Annotated in this window: 15 protein-coding genes; 12 read left to right on the top strand and 3 right to left on the bottom strand. The window is 71.5% G+C overall.

The annotated features are described in order from the left end of the window. Window positions 1–101 precede the first annotated feature (101 nt). The 6 genes from ACFFJD_RS04985 to mnmA all read left to right on the top strand — a co-directional run bounded on the left by ACFFJD_RS04985 (window position 102) and on the right by mnmA (window position 6217). Window positions 102–887, top strand: coding sequence for an electron transfer flavoprotein subunit beta/FixA family protein (locus tag ACFFJD_RS04985; RefSeq protein ID WP_382361790.1), 786 nt, complete (start codon window positions 102–104; stop codon window positions 885–887). 43 nt (window positions 888–930) lie between these two features. Next, entirely contained in the window at window positions 931–1887 is a 957-nt protein-coding gene (locus ACFFJD_RS04980) for an electron transfer flavoprotein subunit alpha/FixB family protein (protein ID WP_382361789.1), read from the top strand. A 197-nt stretch (window positions 1888–2084) separates the two neighbouring features. After that, complete coding sequence (locus tag ACFFJD_RS04975; RefSeq protein ID WP_382361787.1) at window positions 2085–2942, top strand: GNAT family N-acetyltransferase; 858 nt, start codon at window positions 2085–2087, stop codon at window positions 2940–2942. 2 nt (window positions 2943–2944) lie between these two features. Further along, a complete protein-coding gene (locus tag ACFFJD_RS04970) occupies window positions 2945–3937 on the top strand; it encodes a lysophospholipid acyltransferase family protein (RefSeq protein WP_382361785.1) in 993 nt (330 codons plus the stop codon). After that, entirely contained in the window at window positions 3849–5018 is a 1170-nt protein-coding gene (locus ACFFJD_RS04965) for a cysteine desulfurase family protein (RefSeq protein ID WP_382361783.1), read from the top strand. Before ACFFJD_RS04970 ends, ACFFJD_RS04965 begins: the two co-directional genes overlap by 89 nt. After that, window positions 5018–6217: a tRNA 2-thiouridine(34) synthase MnmA gene (mnmA, locus tag ACFFJD_RS04960; RefSeq protein ID WP_382361781.1), complete on the top strand. Its 1200-nt coding sequence runs from the start codon at window positions 5018–5020 to the stop codon at window positions 6215–6217. Before ACFFJD_RS04965 ends, mnmA begins: the two co-directional genes overlap by 1 nt. Before the next feature lie 27 nt (window positions 6218–6244). On the opposite strand, the gene ACFFJD_RS04955 is transcribed toward mnmA, so the two are convergent. Beyond that, entirely contained in the window at window positions 6245–8131 is a 1887-nt protein-coding gene (locus ACFFJD_RS04955; protein ID WP_382361779.1) for an N-6 DNA methylase, read from the bottom strand. 50 nt (window positions 8132–8181) lie between these two features. Here ACFFJD_RS04955 and ACFFJD_RS04950 point away from each other — a divergent pair, with 50 nt between their 5' ends. From ACFFJD_RS04950 to ACFFJD_RS04935, 4 genes are read left to right on the top strand one after another with little or no spacing between them, the layout of a single operon-like run. After that, entirely contained in the window at window positions 8182–9210 is a 1029-nt protein-coding gene (locus ACFFJD_RS04950) for a methionine synthase (protein WP_382361777.1), read from the top strand. Then, complete coding sequence (locus ACFFJD_RS04945) at window positions 9207–10472, top strand: MFS transporter (RefSeq protein ID WP_382361775.1); 1266 nt, start codon at window positions 9207–9209, stop codon at window positions 10470–10472. Before ACFFJD_RS04950 ends, ACFFJD_RS04945 begins: the two co-directional genes overlap by 4 nt. Then, window positions 10469–11230 (top strand): DsbA family protein, encoded by a 762-nt coding sequence (locus ACFFJD_RS04940; protein ID WP_382361773.1) that lies wholly within the window; start codon window positions 10469–10471, stop codon window positions 11228–11230. The genes ACFFJD_RS04945 and ACFFJD_RS04940 overlap by 4 nt, the downstream gene beginning before the upstream one ends. Before the next feature lie 4 nt (window positions 11231–11234). Continuing rightward, window positions 11235–12062 (top strand): cytochrome c biogenesis CcdA family protein, encoded by an 828-nt coding sequence (locus ACFFJD_RS04935; protein ID WP_382361771.1) that lies wholly within the window; start codon window positions 11235–11237, stop codon window positions 12060–12062. A gap of 52 nt (window positions 12063–12114) precedes the next feature. On the opposite strand, the gene ACFFJD_RS04930 is transcribed toward ACFFJD_RS04935, so the two are convergent. Further along, window positions 12115–12516, bottom strand: coding sequence for an MmcQ/YjbR family DNA-binding protein (locus ACFFJD_RS04930; RefSeq protein ID WP_382361769.1), 402 nt, complete (start codon window positions 12514–12516; stop codon window positions 12115–12117). An 85-nt stretch (window positions 12517–12601) separates the two neighbouring features. Here ACFFJD_RS04930 and ACFFJD_RS04925 point away from each other — a divergent pair, with 85 nt between their 5' ends. Together ACFFJD_RS04925 and ligA are read left to right on the top strand one after the other, a co-directional pair. Then, window positions 12602–13171 (top strand): hypothetical protein, encoded by a 570-nt coding sequence (locus ACFFJD_RS04925; RefSeq protein WP_382361767.1) that lies wholly within the window; start codon window positions 12602–12604, stop codon window positions 13169–13171. Between the two features lie 41 nt (window positions 13172–13212). After that, entirely contained in the window at window positions 13213–15249 is a 2037-nt protein-coding gene (gene ligA / locus ACFFJD_RS04920; RefSeq protein WP_382361765.1) for an NAD-dependent DNA ligase LigA, read from the top strand. Between the two features lie 37 nt (window positions 15250–15286). Here ligA and ACFFJD_RS04915 read toward each other — a convergent pair whose 3' ends face one another. After that, complete coding sequence (locus tag ACFFJD_RS04915; protein WP_382361763.1) at window positions 15287–15952, bottom strand: ACT domain-containing protein; 666 nt, start codon at window positions 15950–15952, stop codon at window positions 15287–15289. Between the last annotated feature and the right edge of the window lie 140 nt (window positions 15953–16092).

Genomic DNA, 16092 nt, shown 5'->3' with positions numbered 1-16092 from the left:
GGTGTATTCCCCGAGTGAGCAAACGGTTAGAGTTACCAATGACCCATGGCCTTACCGGCCGGTAAGTTGCCGAAACCTACGCAGGAGGTCGACGAAGACCCATGACGAACGTTGTTGTGCTCATCAAGCATGTGCCGGATTACACGGCCGAGTGGACGCTCTCTGCCGACGACTACACGCTCGACCGCGCCGCTGTCGACGGCATCATCGACGAGATCAACGAGCGGGCCGTCGAAGCCGCGCTGCAGATCAAGGAAGCCAACGGCGGTGAGGTCACGGTGCTGTGCGCCGGTCCCGCGCAGGCGGCCGACGCGATCCGCAAGGCGCTGTCGATGGGTGCCGACAAGGCCATCCACATCCAGGACGACGCCGTGCACGGCAGCGACGCGGTGCAGACCGCCTACCTGCTGGCCACCGCTCTGGGCACCGTTGAGGGCGTCGAGCTGGTCATCGCCGGCAACGAGTCCTCGGACGGCCGCGCGGGTGCCGTTCCGGCGATGATCGCCGAGTACCTGGACCTGCCGCACCTGACTCACCTGCGCAAGCTGGAGGTCGACGGCGAGTCGCTGCGCGGCGAGCGCGAGACCGATGACGGCATCTTCACCGTCGAGGCCACTCTGCCGGCCATCGTCTCGGTGAACGAGAAGATCAACGATCCGCGCTTCCCGTCCTTCAAGGGCATCATGGCCGCGAAGAAGAAGACCCCCGAGGTCCTCACCGCTGCCGGGCTCGGCATCGAGGACGGTGTGATGGGTGTGGCCAACGCCGCCAGCAGCGTCACCGGTGTGACCCCGAAGCCGCCGCGCGCCGCGGGCGAGCGCGTCGTCGACGAGGGCGATGGCGGCACCAAGGTCGCCGAGTACCTGGTCGGCCAGAAGATCATCTGATCGCCCCCGCCCCCGACAAGCAAAGACATTCAGGAGAGACAACATGGCTGAAGTACTCGTGCTCGTTGAGCAGGATCCCGAGGGTGGGCTGAAGAAGGTCACCACTGAACTTCTCACCGCCGCCCGCGCGCTGGGCGAGCCCGCCGCCGTCGTCATCGACGGCCCGGGCAAGGCCGACGGCGTCCTCGGTGCACTGGCCGAGGCCGGCGCCGAGAAGATTTACGTCGCCGAGTCCGACGACGTGACCAACTACCTGGTGAGCCCCAAGGTGGACGTGCTCGCCGGCCTGGCCGAGGAGAACTCCCCGGCAGCGGTGCTCATCGCGGCCAACGCCGAGGGCAAGGAGATCGCCGGTCGTCTGGCCGTGCGCCTGGGCTCGGGCCTGCTGGTCGACGTCATCGAGGTCGGCGCGGGCGGCACCGGTGTGCTGTCGGTGCGCGGCGGTGCCTTCACCGTCGACGCCGCTGCCGGCGGTGACACCGCGGTGATCAGCGTTCGTCCGGGCGCCATCGAGGCCGCTCCGGCCGCCGGCGCGGGCACCCGCGTCGACGTCTCGGTGCTCGAGCAGGCCGAGAACGCCGTCAAGGTGACCGGCTTCGAGCCGAACGTCGGCGGCGACCGTCCGGAACTGACCGAGGCTTCGGTCGTCGTGTCCGGCGGCCGCGGTGTCGGCTCGGCCGAGAAGTTCTCCGTGGTCGAGGATCTCGCGGACGCGCTCGGCGCTGCCGTGGGCGCTTCGCGTGCGGCCGTCGACTCCGGTTACTACCCGGGCCAGTTCCAGGTGGGTCAGACCGGCAAGTCGGTCTCGCCGCAGCTGTACATCGCGCTGGGCATCTCCGGCGCGATCCAGCACCGCGCGGGCATGCAGACCTCGAAGACCATCGTGGCCGTCAACAAGGACGAAGAGGCCCCGATCTTCGAGATCAGCGACTTCGGTGTGGTCGGCGACCTGTTCGACGTCGCCCCGCAGCTGACCGAGGCGATCAACAAGCGCAAGTGATCGACGGGGCGCCGGTTCTCGGGTAAGGACCGGCCCCCAACCCGATCGACGACACCCGCTCCGCAATTCTGCGGAGCGGGTGTTTCGCATCTCGGGGGACGACGGGGCCCGGTGACCGGCCAGCCGTTCACCGAGCGGTTCGACGGGCGTCGCCGAGCGGCCGCCACCGCGTTGTTCTCGACGGTTTGACTGCGGGCATGACGGTTCTTCCGATCCACAGTCCACTGTCCGAATCGCCCGTGCGGCAGACGCTGTTCGTCGCCGGGGAGTACGACGTCGTCGTCAGCGGTCATCCGGCCGATATCCGTGCGGCACAACGGCTTCGGTTCGAGACCTTCCGGTCCGAGCCGGGCTACTCCGACGCCATCGGCGACGACGACACCGGGCTCGACGCCGACCGCTTCGACCACTTCTGCGATCACCTGTTGATCCGGCACCTGCCGACCGGTGAACTGGCCGGATGCGCGCGGGTGCTGCCGCCGGCCCGGGCCATCGCCGCCGGGGGCTGGTACTCGGCGGGTGAGTTCGATCTCAGCGAGCTGGCCTCCATCGCGCCGGAGACCGTGGAGATGGGTCGCGCCGTGGTGGCCCCGGCGCACCGCAGCGGCGCGGTGACCGGCCTGCTGTGGACGGCGGTCCTCGGCTACCTCGACGACGGCGGCTACCGGTACCTGATGGGCTGCGTCTCGGTGCCCGTCGACGCCGCCGCCGGGCGCGGGCGGGAACTGCGCGGGATCCGCGATCTGGTCCGCGATCGCCACAGCGCCCCGTGGCAGGTGTATCCGCACCGCCGCGTCGAGGTCGACGGCGCCGGCCTCGACGACCTGGCACCGGTGGAGCGTCCGGTGCTGCCGCCGCTGCTGCGTGGCTACATCCGCCTCGGGGCGCGCGTCTGCGGTGAGCCCGCCTTCGACGAGACCTTCGACGTCGGGGACTTCCTCACCGTGATCGACCGGGAGCAGGGCGACGACCGCTACCTCGCGCGGCTGCGCGGAGCGCTCACCCGACTGACGGCACCGCCGGCCGGGTCGGCGGCCACGGACGGGCAGCGCTGACGGTGCCGGAGGCGTCGACCCTCGATCCGTGGGTGCCGGTCAGCGGGTGCGGCAGCCAGTGCGTTCCGGGGGAGCGGGCGCGGGTCGGCGCGGTGCGGGTGACCGGCCGCGTCGTGGCCCTGGTACTGGCCGTCCTGGTGTTGCTGCCCGTCGGGCTGCTGGCGGCGGTGTCGCCGCGCGCGGTGCGCACCGGATACTGGCGGTTCGCGGCGCGGTGCGGGGTGCAGGCGGTGGGCCTTCGACTCACGGTGATCGATCACCGGCCGCGCGGGGCGCGCGGGATGCGCGGCGCCCTGGTGGTGGCCAACCACGTTTCGTTCCTCGACATCTTCGCCGTGGCGGCGGTGGCGCCGGCCCGTTTCGTGGCCAAGCGGGAGGTGCTGGCGATGGGGGCGCTGTCCCCGCTCCTCCGGTGCTTCGGGGTCGTGCCGCATCGGCGGGGCCTGCGCCGCGGGCTGTCCGACGACGTGCGTCGGGTCGCCGGACTCCTGGCCCGGGGGCGGCCGGTGGTCGTCTTCCCCGAGGGCACCACCTGGTGCGGGGTGGCCGCGGGCGAGTTCCGTCCGGCCTTCTTCCAGAGCGCGATCGACGCCGGAGCTCCGGTGCTGCCGGTCGGCGTGCGCTACCACCGTGCCGGAACACCGGCGGTGGCGCCGGGCTACCTGGGGGAGGACTCGGTGGGCGACACGTTGCGCCGGGTGCTGCGGGCCCGCGGGCTCAGCGTCGACGTGGTGGTTCATCCCGCGCAGCCGCCGGTGGCCGGTCGTCGCGACCTCGCCGCGCGCTGTGCCGCGGCGATCCGGCCGGAGCGGGAACTGCGCGCCTGGCCGGTGTCGGTGCCGCGGGGTGAGGTGGCCGTCGGCATTGGGCCGCGGAGGCCATCCACGGCTACTCTGGATGGGAATCATGTCCGTGTATCTCGACAACGCCGCCTCCACCGCGCTGGTGCCCCAAGCCCTCGCGGCGATGAGCGATGCCTGGAGTCGTCCGGGTAACCCGATGTCGCTGCACGACGCGGGGCGTCGTGCCCGGCGATTGCTGGAGGAGTCCCGCGAGACGATCGCCCGGTGCGTCGGGGCCCGTCCCTCCGAGGTGATCTTCACCGCCGGTGGCACCGAGGCGGACAACCTGGCGGTCAAGGGCATCTATCGGGCCCGGAACGCGCAGGATCAGCGGCGACGTCGCCTGGTGATCTCCGCCGTCGAGCATCACGCGGTGCTCGACCCGGCACAGTGGCTCGCCGACAACGAGGGCGCCGAACTGGTGGTCCTGCCGGTGGACGCGCATGGCCGGGTGGACCCGGCCGACCTGCGGGCCGAGTTGGCCGCGCACGCCGACGAGGTCGCGATGATCTCGGTGATGTGGGCCAATAACGAGGTGGGCTGCCTGCAGCCCATCGACGAGCTGTCGTCGCTGGCCCGCGAGTTCGGCGTGCCCCTGCATTCGGATGCGGTGGCCGCGGTGGGCCACGTGCCGGTCGACTTCGCCGCGAGCGGGCTGTCCGCGCTCAGCCTGGCCGCCCACAAGTTCGGCGGCCCGCAGGGCTTCGGCGCGCTGGTGCTCGGTCGCGAGGTGCTGGCGCAGCCGCTGCTGCACGGCGGCGGTCACGAACGCGATCTGCGCTCGGGCACCCAGGACGTCGCCGGTGCGGCCGGCACGGCGGCGGCACTGCAGGCGGCGATCGAGCGCGCCGCGCAGGACACCGCCGCGGTGACCGCGGTGCGCGACCGACTCCTGAACGTCCTGGCCACCATCGACGGGGTGACGGTGAACTCCGGCACCGACGGTCTGCCCGGCATGGTGCACGCGAGCTTCGAGTACTGCGAGGGCGATTCGCTGCTGATGCTCCTGGATGCGAAGGGCGTTCAGTGCTCCACCGGGTCGGCGTGCACGGCGGGCGTCGCCTCGGCCAGCCACGTGCTGTTGGCGATGGGCCTGGACCGCGCGGCCGCGCGCGGCTCGCTGCGCTTCTCGATCGGCCCGGACAACACCGTCGCCGATATCGACCACGTGGCCGCCGTTCTGCCCGAGGTGGTGGACCGCGCTCGCGCGGCCGGACTGATGGGAGTGCGTTGATGACCGACCCGAACACCGAGTCCCGACCCGCCGCGCAGGCCCCGTCGGCTGTGGTCGATCCCGCTGCGCTTGATCTCTCTGCGCTTGATCCTTCTGCGCGGCGCCGACGGGTGCTCGTGGCGATGAGTGGCGGCGTCGACTCCTCGGTGGCGGCGGCGCGCGCCGTCGACGCCGGACATGACGTGGTCGGCGTGCATTTGGCGCTGTCGACGGCGCCGGGTGCGCTGCGCAGCGGGTCGCGCGGCTGCTGTTCGCGGGAGGACGCCGACGATGCGCGCCGGGTGGCCGACATGCTGGGCATTCCGTTCTACGTGTGGGACTTCGCCGACCAGTTCAAAGAGGACGTGATCGACGAATTCGTCGCCGCCTACGCCGCCGGTGAGACCCCGAATCCGTGCTTGAGCTGCAACGAGAAGGTCAAGTTCGCGGCGCTCGCCGAGCGTGCCGTCGCACTGGGCTTCGACGCGTTGGCCACCGGCCACTACGCCCGCGTCGACGAAGCCGGCGTGCTGCGCCGCGCCGTGGACGCCGACAAGGACCAGTCGTACGTGCTGGCGGTCCTCGACCACGGGCAGTTGAGCCGAGCCCTGTTTCCGATCGGCGACACCCCCAAGCCGGAGATCCGGCAGGAGGCGCAGCGCCGCGGTCTGCTGGTGGCCAACAAACCCGACTCTCACGACATCTGCTTCATCCCGAGCGGTGATACCAAGGCGTTCCTCGGTGCGCGCATCGGGGTGCGGCGCGGCGCGGTGGTCGACGGCCGCACCGGGGAGCAGCTCGCCGAGCACGACGGAGTGCACGGTTTCACCATCGGCCAGCGCAAGGGCCTGGGCATCGAGGCGCCCGCCGTCGACGGCACGCCCCGGTACGTGACCGCGATCGACCCGACCAGCGGCACCGTGACCGTCGGCGCCGCCGCGGACCTGGAAGTGCATTCGATCAGCGCCACCAAGGCCATCTGGTGCGGCGGTGCGGTGCCGTCCGGTCCGGTGGAATGCACCGCGCAGGTGCGCGCTCACGGGGGCCTGGCCGAGGCCGTGGCGACGCCGGTCGACGGACCGGACGGCCCGGGCATCGAGATCGCCCTCCGGCAGCCGTTGCGCGGGGTGGCCCGCGGTCAGGCCGCGGTCCTCTACCTCCCCGACGCCGAGCGCGGCGACCTCGTCCTCGGTTCCGGACGCATCACCGGCGCTGCCTGACCCGCGGGCGCCGCCGTGCGGCGCGCGTCAGAGCTCGAAGGTCTCGCCCGCGGTGGCGGCCTCCAGTTCGGCCAGGAGCCGATCGCGCGCGGAGATCACCCGCGCGAACTCCCGCACCCGGGGGGTCCACGGGCCGTCGCCGCCGAGCAGCGGGATCTCCAGCTCGAAGAGGCGCTTGCCCAGGGTGCCCAGGGTGCTCTGGACGAAGACGAGGTCCCGGATCCGGAGCCGCACCGACGGCAGGGTCAGGGCGAAGAGCAGGGAGAACGGGTCCAGATCGGGGGTGTCCGGGGCCACCGAGATCACCCGCAGGTGACTCTGCACCAGGCTGCGCACGTTGCGCTCGGTGATCATGGCCGCCGTGCCGATCCGGTAGCGTCCGTCGACGACGATCAGCACATCGCCGGCCCGCAGGTCGATCGCCGCCCGGTGCTCGTCGTAGACCGCCTCGCTCACCGATTTGGTGGGATCGGTCGACACCTCGAAATTGCTGAGGTCGGAGGTCCGGATGAACGGGATGTCCCCGGTGCCGTAGGCCGCCGAACCGGGTTCGCGTCCCTTGCGCACACGGATGAGGCCGCGCTCGCGCAACTGGCCGAGGGTCACCCATTCGGCGCCGTCGAGGAGGGCCTGCTCGTCGGCGCTACGAGGGGCGGGCCGCTCGAAGTAGCGCGGCACCAGGTAGGTGTGGCCGGTCAGGTCCACCGCCGACCACGCGGTCCGGCCGTCGGCCCGGTGCGGATAGGCGGCCGCGAGCGCGGCGAAGTCGTCCGGAAGGGCAGTGCCGTCGGCGCTCACCGACTTGCCGCGCCGGTCGTGGCCGCAGTGCAGCGCCGCAGCGATCCAACTGGTGGCGGCGGGGGCGCCCTTGGTGAAGAACAGCACGTTGGTCTTGGTGTCGGTCCCCGGCTGGAAGGTGGTGCGCGGACAGTCCAGGAGCGCATCGATGCTGCCGTGCCTGCGCAGCCAGGTCCACACGAAGCCGGAGCCGAGATTGCCGAAGACGCCCTCGGGCAACACGATGCCCATCCGGCCGCCCGGGCGCAGCAGGTGCACGCACAGTTCGAGGAACAGGATCTGCGGATCGCGGCTCTTGTCCACCTGATCGGTCGGGGACCAGACGCCGTCGGCATCGCGGGTCCACACGTGCCCGAAGTCGTACTGGCGCAGGATGTCCGGATCGGTGATGCCGATGCGCGCGCCGAACGGGGGATTGGTGGCGATCACGTCGAACTGTTCGGGCTGCCCGTCGGCGTCCACCCAGGCGGCCCGGTCCAGGGAGTTGCGGTGGAAGGCACGGCCGTCGTCGCCGGCCACCACGGCCAGCAGCGCGGTCATCAGGCGATACAGGTCGAAGTCCTTGTCGGCGCCCACCACCGCGATCCGGGCCCGCTGCCGTGCGGCGTGCGCCACCGCCTCGACCAGGAAGCCGCCGGAGCCCGCCGACGGGTCGAGGACGCGTTCGCCGTCGGCGGGGTCGAGCATCGTCACCATGGCCCGCACCAGCGTGTGCGGGGTGAAGAACTGGCCCTTCTCGCCGCGGATCCGAGGCCCCAGCACCGCCTGGAAGGCGTCCCCGACCACGTGCGCCGGCGCCGCGTCGAGCGAGATGTCGGACAGGGCGTGCAGTGCGTCGCGGATCACCGCGTCGTCGTTGTGGAAGGACTCCTCGGGGGAGATGGCGCCGGGGAACTCGTGGTGAGCCAGCTCCAGCAGCACGGCCGGGTCGGCGCCGTCGAGCACCGACTGCCACACGTGCGCGCGGCCGGCGCGTTCGGCCGCCAACTTCACCAGCAGCGCCAACGTCATGTCCTCGACGATCCGCTCGGCACGACTGCTCTGCCCGTTGGCGTACAGGTGGTAGTACAGGCCGCGGAAGGCCTCGCCGATGTGCGAGTTCGAAGGCGAGGGCATGGCGTTCATCCTAGGGCGGCGGCCGGGGCCGAACGCACTAGGCTGGCCTGGTGAGCGAGCGTTCTGTTTCGACGGCATCCGGATGGCCCGTGGCGCGGGCGACGGGGATCGGCTCCATGCCCGGAACCGATCCGCGGGAGGCCGTCGCGGTGGTGGTCGGCGAGCTCGGCCTGCCGCATCTGCCCGAGTTGCCCGCCCGCGGCGTCGGCGGCGACCTCCTCGGCCGCACCGCCGGGCTGCTCGTGGAACTGCCCGTGGACTACGTGCACCGCACCTACCGACTCGCCGCCGCGCCCACCGTCGAGACGCGGCGCGCCCGCGACTATCTGCGCTGGGACCTCGATGCGATCGAGGAGTGCTGGGAGACGCGCGGGCTGCGCGGCGAGCACGAGGTCCTCAAGGTGCAGGCGTGCGGGCCGTTCACCTTCGCCGCGCACGTGGAACTGCGTGGCGGACACAAACTGATCCGCGATCCGGGCGCGGTCCGCGACGTCGCCGAGTCGTTGGCCGCGGGACTGCGCGAGCACGCCGAGGATCTCGAACGGCGTCTCGGCGTGCGGGTGGTGGTGCAGCTGGACGAGCCGGAGGTCGGGCGGGTGATCGACGGCGCCGTGCCGCCGCTGACCCGGCTGGATCCGATCGCCCCGGTCCCGGCGCCGGAGATCGCCGCGCGCCTGGAAACCTTTGCCGCGCAGGTGAATCGACCGATGCTGCTGCACAGTTGCGCCGCGCCGAGGTGGGAGCTGTTGGCGGAGCTGCCGGCGTTCGCGGTGTCGATGGACCTGACCGCGCTGACCGTGCGGGACTACGACGCGCTCGGCGGTCTGCTCGACGCCGGTCGGGTGCTGGCCGCCGGGGTGGTGCCCACCGACGATCCGGGCCTGCCGCGCAACCAGGTGGTCGACGACCTCGTCGCACGACTGCAGGGCCTCGTCGACCGCATCGGCCTGGAGCGCGCCGTGCTGCGCGATCAACTGCTGGTGACCCCCACCTGCGGGCTGGCCGGCGCCGGGGACCGCTGGGCGCGGACGGCCCTGGCCGTCGCCGAGTCCGTCGCCGAGGGCGTGGCGACGCTGTGATCGGCACCGTCGACGTCGCTGCGGTGCAGCGTCGCACCCTCGCGGTGGTCATCGCCAGCCAGGTGCTCGGCGGCGCCGGGCTCTCGGCCGGGGTGGCCGTCGGCGCCCTCCTGGCTCGCGAGATGCTCGGCTCCGAGGCGATGTCGGGGCTGCCCGCGGCCATGTTCACCCTGGGGTCGGCGGGGGCGGCGTTCGGGGTGGGACGGATCGCGCAGCATTCGGGTCGCCGAGTGTCGCTGGCCGTCGGCTTCGGCGCCGGCGCCCTCGGTGCGGTGGGCATCGTGGTGGCCGCGGCCCTCGGCAACGTGCCGCTGCTGTTCGCGTCGCTGCTGGTGTACGGATCGGGCACCGCCACCAATCTGCAGGCGCGCTACGCAGGCACCGACCTGGCCGCGCCGGACCGGCGGGGACGGGCGATCAGCGTGTCCCTGGCCGCGACCACCCTGGGTGCGGTCGCGGGCCCCAACCTGCTGACCCCCACCGGCGCCTTCGCCGAGGCGATCGGCCTGCCCCGCCTGGCCGGTCCCTTCCTGCTGGCGGCGGTGGCCTACGGCGCGGCCGGACTGATCTTCTTCCTGCTGCTGCGCCCGGACCCGTTTCTGCTGGCCCGCGACGTGGCCGCGCGGGCCGCTGCGGCGGACCCCGAGGGCGGGGCCGCCGGTTCGGTGCCGGGCGGCGGCGCCACCGCGCCCCGGACCGCGTTGTACATCGGCGCTGCGGTGATGGTGACCGCGCAGATCGTGATGACCGGGGTGATGACGATGACCCCGGTGCACATGGTGGATCTGGGCCGCGGCCTCACCGCGGTGGGCGTCGTCATCGGTCTGCACGTGGCCGCCATGTTCCTCCCGTCGTTGGTGACCGGTCCGCTCGTGGACCGCGTCGGCCGCGGTCCGATGGCCGTCGGTGCGGTAGTGCTGCTGGTGGCGGCCGCGCTCCTCGCGGCCTGGGCGCCGCACGACGGGCTCGGCTGGCTGACCGTCGCACTGATCCTGCTCGGGCTCGGCTGGAACCTCGGATTGATCAGCGGCACCGCCCTGGTGGTCGACGCCACATCGGCGCCGGAACGGCCGTCGGTGCAGGGTGCGATCGATGTCCTCATCGCGCTCGCCGGGGCCGGTGCCGGGGCTTTGGCAGGCGTGATCATGTCGGTCTTCGGATTCGACGTGGTCGGTTACGTCGGCGCGGTGATCGCGGTACTGCTGCTGCCGGTGCTGGCCATGTTGCGGCGGGCGGGGGGTTTGGGCAAGGTGGCGGTGTGAGTGAACAGGTGGAGTCGACCGAATCCCTGGGGGAACCCTCGACACCGCCGACACCGCCTCGCCGTCGCCGTGTCGAACTGCTCCTGTTCGGCGTGCTGCTGACGGTCCTGGTGGGACTGGTCATCGCGCTGGTGGCGCGGGGAACCCAGTCGTCCTCGGAGACGTCGCCGTCGCAGGCGTCGGCGGCCCCGGCGACCTTCGGGCCGTTGGGCGATCTGTCCCGGCGCACGGCCGACGACCCGCGCGCGCTGGGCGAGGTGGACGCCCCGGTCACCATGGTGGTCTTCTCCGACTTCCGGTGCCCCTTCTGCGCCACCTATGCGCGCGACATCGAGCCCCAGCTGATCGAGAAGTACGTCGACGCGGGCAAGCTCCGCATCGAATGGCGAGACCAGCCGATCTTCGGCAAGGAGTCCGAACTGGCCGCCCGCGCCGGATGGGCGGCCGCCGCGCAGGGCAAGTTCTGGCAGTTCGTCGACGACGTCTACGCCGACGCGCCCACCACGGGCCATCCCGACCTGCCCATCGACGTCCTCGTCGAGCACGCGAAGGCCGCGGGGGTGCCCGACCTGGAGCGGTTCCGCAGCGAAACGCTCAGCGATCGGTACGACGGCGACATCGCTCAGGACGTGGCACCGACCGAAGAATTCGGCATCATCGGCGTGCCCGCGTTCGTGATCGACGGCGAGCCGATCGTCGGGGTGCGACCGATCGAGACCTTCGAGGTGGTCATCGACCAGTACCTCGCCGGACGCTGACGTCGTGGGCCAGATCGGTCTGGTCGGCGCCTTCCTCGGCGGGCTGCTGGCATTGCTGAGTCCCTGCGCGGCGCTGCTGCTGCCGTCGTTCTTCGCGTTCACCTACGACGGCACCCGCGCGCTGCTGTCGCGCACCGCGCTGTTCTTCCTCGGCCTGGTCCTCGTGCTCGCCCCGATCGGCGCCGGTGCGGCCGCCCTGGGTTCGCTGTTCACCGTGCACCGCGGCACCGTCACCGCGATCGGCGCGATCGTGGTGATCGTCTTCGGCGTGCTGCTGATCCTCGGCAGCGGCTTCGGCTTCGGTCGACTGTCCGGGCTCGCCGACAGCGTGCGCGTGGTGGGACCGGTCTCCACCGTGGTGCTCGGCGCGGTGTACGCCTTCGCGGGCTTCTGCTCCGGTCCGCTGCTCGGCGCCGTCCTCACGGTGGGGCTGGTGAGCGGGCAGCCGGTGTACGGCGCCGCGGTCATGGTGGCCTATGCCGCCGGGATGACGGCGCCGCTGCTGCTGTTGGCGGCGTTCTGGACGCGGATCGGTCCGCGCCTGCGGGGCGTGCTGCGGGGCCGGGAGATCAGGGTGGGTCGCCTGTCACTGCACAGCACGTCGTTGATCTCCGGCCTGGCGCTGATCGCGATCGGCATCCTGCTGTGGGTCACCGAGGGCACCGCGTCGCTGGGCGCCCCGGTCGGCGCCGACACGCAGGTGCGGTGGCAGGCGCAGGTGGCCGACTGGGCCGACTCGATCAGCGGCCTCGCCGTGCTCACCGTGGTCGTCGCCGTGGCCGTGGTGGTGCTGGCGGTGCGGCTCCTGCGGCGCCAGGACGTCGAGCGCTGATTCCGGTCGAGCGTTGACGTCGGTCGAAGGCTGACACCGATCGAACGCCGACTCAGGGCGCGGTGCCTGCGTCCGGAAGCTGCGCGATCGCCCGCTTGGGGGCGATCCGGCGGTAGCTGGCGTCGAGCAGTTCGGCGACCTCCGCCCAGTCGGTGTCGGCGGACAGCTCCAGACCGAGCCAGCCGTAGGCGCCCACGTAGGCGGGGACGAAGAAGCGTCCGTCCTGCTGCAGGGCCTCCTGTTCGCTCGGGTCCGGGATGAAGAGCAGCGCGGTGGGCAACGGTGTGGCGGTGGCCCCCTTGCGGGAGCCGCCGTACATCGCGAACATCTTGCCGCAGCGGAAGGTGGGGCGGCCGTGCGCGACCTTCTCGGTGGCTTCGGGCAGGGCGAGGGCGATCTGCCGGACACGCGCGAGCACGGGGTCGGCGTCGTCGAACATGATCGGATGCGGCATGGTTCCAGGGTAGGGTGCCGCCGTCGGCGGCCACCGATGATTGCTCATCGATGGGTGCGGCGGGGCCGCGGAAGTGGGGGACACCGTGCACGAGGATCCGACGCGGGGGCCGGTCGACGACCCCGGGCTCAGCCGGGAACCGTTTCCACCGTCCGCGCCGACCGCCGGCCGGACCCTGACCCGGCCGATGATCGCGGCGCTGGTGGTGCTGGCGCTCCTGATGGTGGGGGCCGTGGTGGCGGCAGTGCTCGCGGTGGTTCAGGTGCGGGAAGCGAGTACCTCCTTGGCCGGCTCGGCGTCGAGCGCGCGGGTCACGGAACTGCCTGAATCGGCCGTACCCCCTGCGGCCGAGCGCGACTGGGCCAATCCGGCGTGGCTGGGCACCTTCGTCGGGGACACCGACACGGGGCGCTACACCCTGACCTTCACCGACGACGATCCGGTGACCGGACTACTGCACATCAACAACGATGCCGGCGGGGTGTGCCGGATGTCGGTGCAGCAGACCTATCGGCTCAACGAGTCCTCGGTCGTGATCCGCATGACGTCGCTGGCGGGCTCGAGTTGCCGGGAGACCAACTGCGACGTGGTGGTCAACGGCGACACGGTGACCATGATCTACCGATCCGTCACCTACATCCTCACCCGCGCGTGACGGGAAGAGGAATCGTCGGTGGGGCCGACTAGAATCCGGTTGTGACGAACCCGCAGCAGCAGTGGTCTGAGCTGGCCGCCGAAATCCGAGATCACCAGTTCCGCTACTACGTCAAAGACGCGCCGATCATCGCTGACGCCGAGTTCGACGTGCTGTTGCGGCGGTTGCAGCAGCTCGAGGACGAGAACCCGGAACTGGCCGTGCCGGATTCGCCGACCAAACTGGTCGGCGGCGGCTTCTCCACCGCGTTCACCCCGGTCGACCACCTCGAGCGGATGATGTCGCTGGACAACGTCTTCGACGCCGACGAACTGCGCGCCTGGATCGCGCGCACCGAGGCCGACGCCGGGACCGGCATCGACTACCTCTGCGAGCTGAAGATCGACGGCGTGGCCCTGTCCCTGGTCTACGAGGACGGCAGGCTCGTGCGCGGGGTGACCCGCGGGGACGGCCGGACCGGCGAGGACGTGACGCTCAACGCCCGCACCATCGTCGGTGTGCCGCACCAGCTGACCGCGACCGAGCAGTACCCGGTGCCCGCCCTGCTGGAGGTGCGCGGTGAGGTGTTCTTCCGGCTCGAAGACTTCCAGAAACTGAACGCATCGCTGGTGGAGGCGGGCAAGGCGCCCTTCGCCAATCCGCGTAACTCGGCCGCCGGTTCGCTGCGCCAGAAGAATCCGCAGATCACCGCGCAGCGGAATCTGCACATGATCTGCCACGGCGTCGGCCGCATCGACGGCTGGCACCCGGCCTCGCTGCACGAGGTGTATCTGGCGCTGGGCGCGTGGGGCCTGCCGGTGTCCACCCACACCCGCAAGGTGGTCGGCGCGCAGGCGGTGGAGGAGGCCATCGTCTACTGGGGCGAGAACCGGCACTCGGTGGAACACGAGATCGACGGTCTGGTGGTGAAGGTCGACGACACCGGTCTGCAGCGCCGCCTCGGCGCCACCTCGCGCGCCCCGCGGTGGGCCATCGCCTACAAGTACCCGCCCGAGGAGGTCACGACCGAACTGCTCGACATCAAGGTGGGGGTCGGCCGCACCGGTCGCGTCACGCCGTGGGCGGACATGATGCCGGTCCTGGTGGCCGGGTCGACGGTCGCCCGCGCCACCCTGCACAACGCCTCCGAGGTCAAGCGCAAGGGCGTGCTGATCGGCGACACCATCACCATCCGCAAGGCCGGTGACGTGATCCCCGAGGTCCTCGGTCCGGTCGTGGACCTGCGCGACGGCACCGAACGCGAATTCGTGATGCCCACGCACTGTCCGGAGTGCGGTGCCCAGCTGCGGCCGGAGAAGGAGAGCGACGTCGACATCCGGTGCCCCAACGCGCAGCGGTGCCCGGCGCAGCTACGCGAGCGGCTGTTCCACCTGGCCGGTCGCGGAGCGTTCGACATCGATGCGCTCGGCTACGAGGGCGCCAACGCGCTGTTGACCGGCAAGGTGATCGAGGATGAGGGCGACCTGTTCGCGCTGACCGCCGACGATCTGGCGACGACGTCGTTCTACACCAACCTCAAGGGTGAGCTGTCGGCCAACGGGCAGCGCCTGCTGCAGCATCTGGAGACCGCCCGGCAGGTCCCGCTGTGGCGGGTGCTGGTGGCGCTGTCCATTCGGCACGTCGGCCCGACGGCGGCGCGCGCGCTGGCGACCGCCTTCGGCTCCCTGGAGGCCGTCGAGAACGCGAGCGCCGAGGACCTGGCCCAGGTCGACGGGGTCGGGGAGACGTTGGCCACCAGTATTCGGGACTGGTTCGACGTCGACTGGCACCGCGAGATCGTCGCCAAGTGGCGGGCGGCCGGGGTCTCGATGGCCGACGAGGTGGACGAGTCGATCGTCCGGACGCTGGAGGGCAAGACCATCGTGGTGACCGGGTCGTTGGCCGACTTCACCCGGGACGGGGCCAAGGAGGCGATCATCGAGCGCGGCGGCAAGGCATCCGGTTCGGTGTCGAAGAAGACCGACTACGTGGTGATCGGCGATGCGCCCGGCAGCAAGGCGGCCAAGGCCGAGCAGCTCGGGGTGCCGATCATCGACGAAGCCGCCTTCGTCCGGCTGCTGGAAACCGGCAACCCCTAGGCCCCGGCCCGCGCCGGGGACGGGCGCCCGACACCGTTCAGACGGACTGCACCAGGCCGGAGACGATGCCGGTGAGGTGGCTCAGGCGGGCCACCTCGCTGGGCCGGAAAGCCGGTCCGCCGACCCGGCCCAGGAGCAGGGCCTTGCCGCTGCGGGCCAGCGGCGCCGCGGCCAGGGTGGTGGCCAGCTCGCGCCACGGACCGGGCACCCATGCGGCGTCGCCGTCGAGTTCGCAGGCCTGCGTCAACGGCAGCCAGTCCGCGCGCGTCAGCGGAGTCTCCGGTGCGCTGGCGCTGGCGGCCAGGCGGACCGGTTCGTCGGCGCAGCCGGCCACCACCATCGCCCACGACACGTGCAGGCTGCGCGGGGCCAGATCGACGAGCACCTGCAGCCGGTCGGCGCGCGCAGCGGCGACGGCATCGATCAGTTCCAGCTCCTGGTGCAGGTCGAGCTTGCCGGTGAAGGGACGCAGCGAGTCCACGCTCACCCCGTCGACCGACTCGGCCGCGGTGATCAACGTATCCGGCAACGCTCCGTGGGGCAGTTCCACCACCACGTCGTCCACGGCCAGCCCGTCGCCGCGTTCGATCACCTCCAGGGAGCGGATATCGGCGCCCACCGTACCGAGCGCCATCGCGAGCAGGCCGAGGCTGCCGGGTCGATCGGCCAAGGTCACACGCAGAAGATAAGACACGACTTCCATTATTCGAACCCTTGTTGCGCCGTGGTTACGTCGCCGTTGCGGGCGCCGCTAGGCGCTGCACGGTGACGATGGTCATAGCTTCACGCTACCGACGCGAGGCCCGCGGCGCAGGTGCGTGCGGGAGGGCCCTAGGCTGGTGA

Origin of the sequence: Gordonia phosphorivorans, assembly GCF_042432625.1 — a bacterium.
Lineage (GTDB): Bacteria > Actinomycetota > Actinomycetes > Mycobacteriales > Mycobacteriaceae > Gordonia > Gordonia phosphorivorans.
The sequence above is the reverse complement of the archived record's forward strand: the minus strand, read 5'-3'. Positions and strand labels throughout refer to the sequence as shown.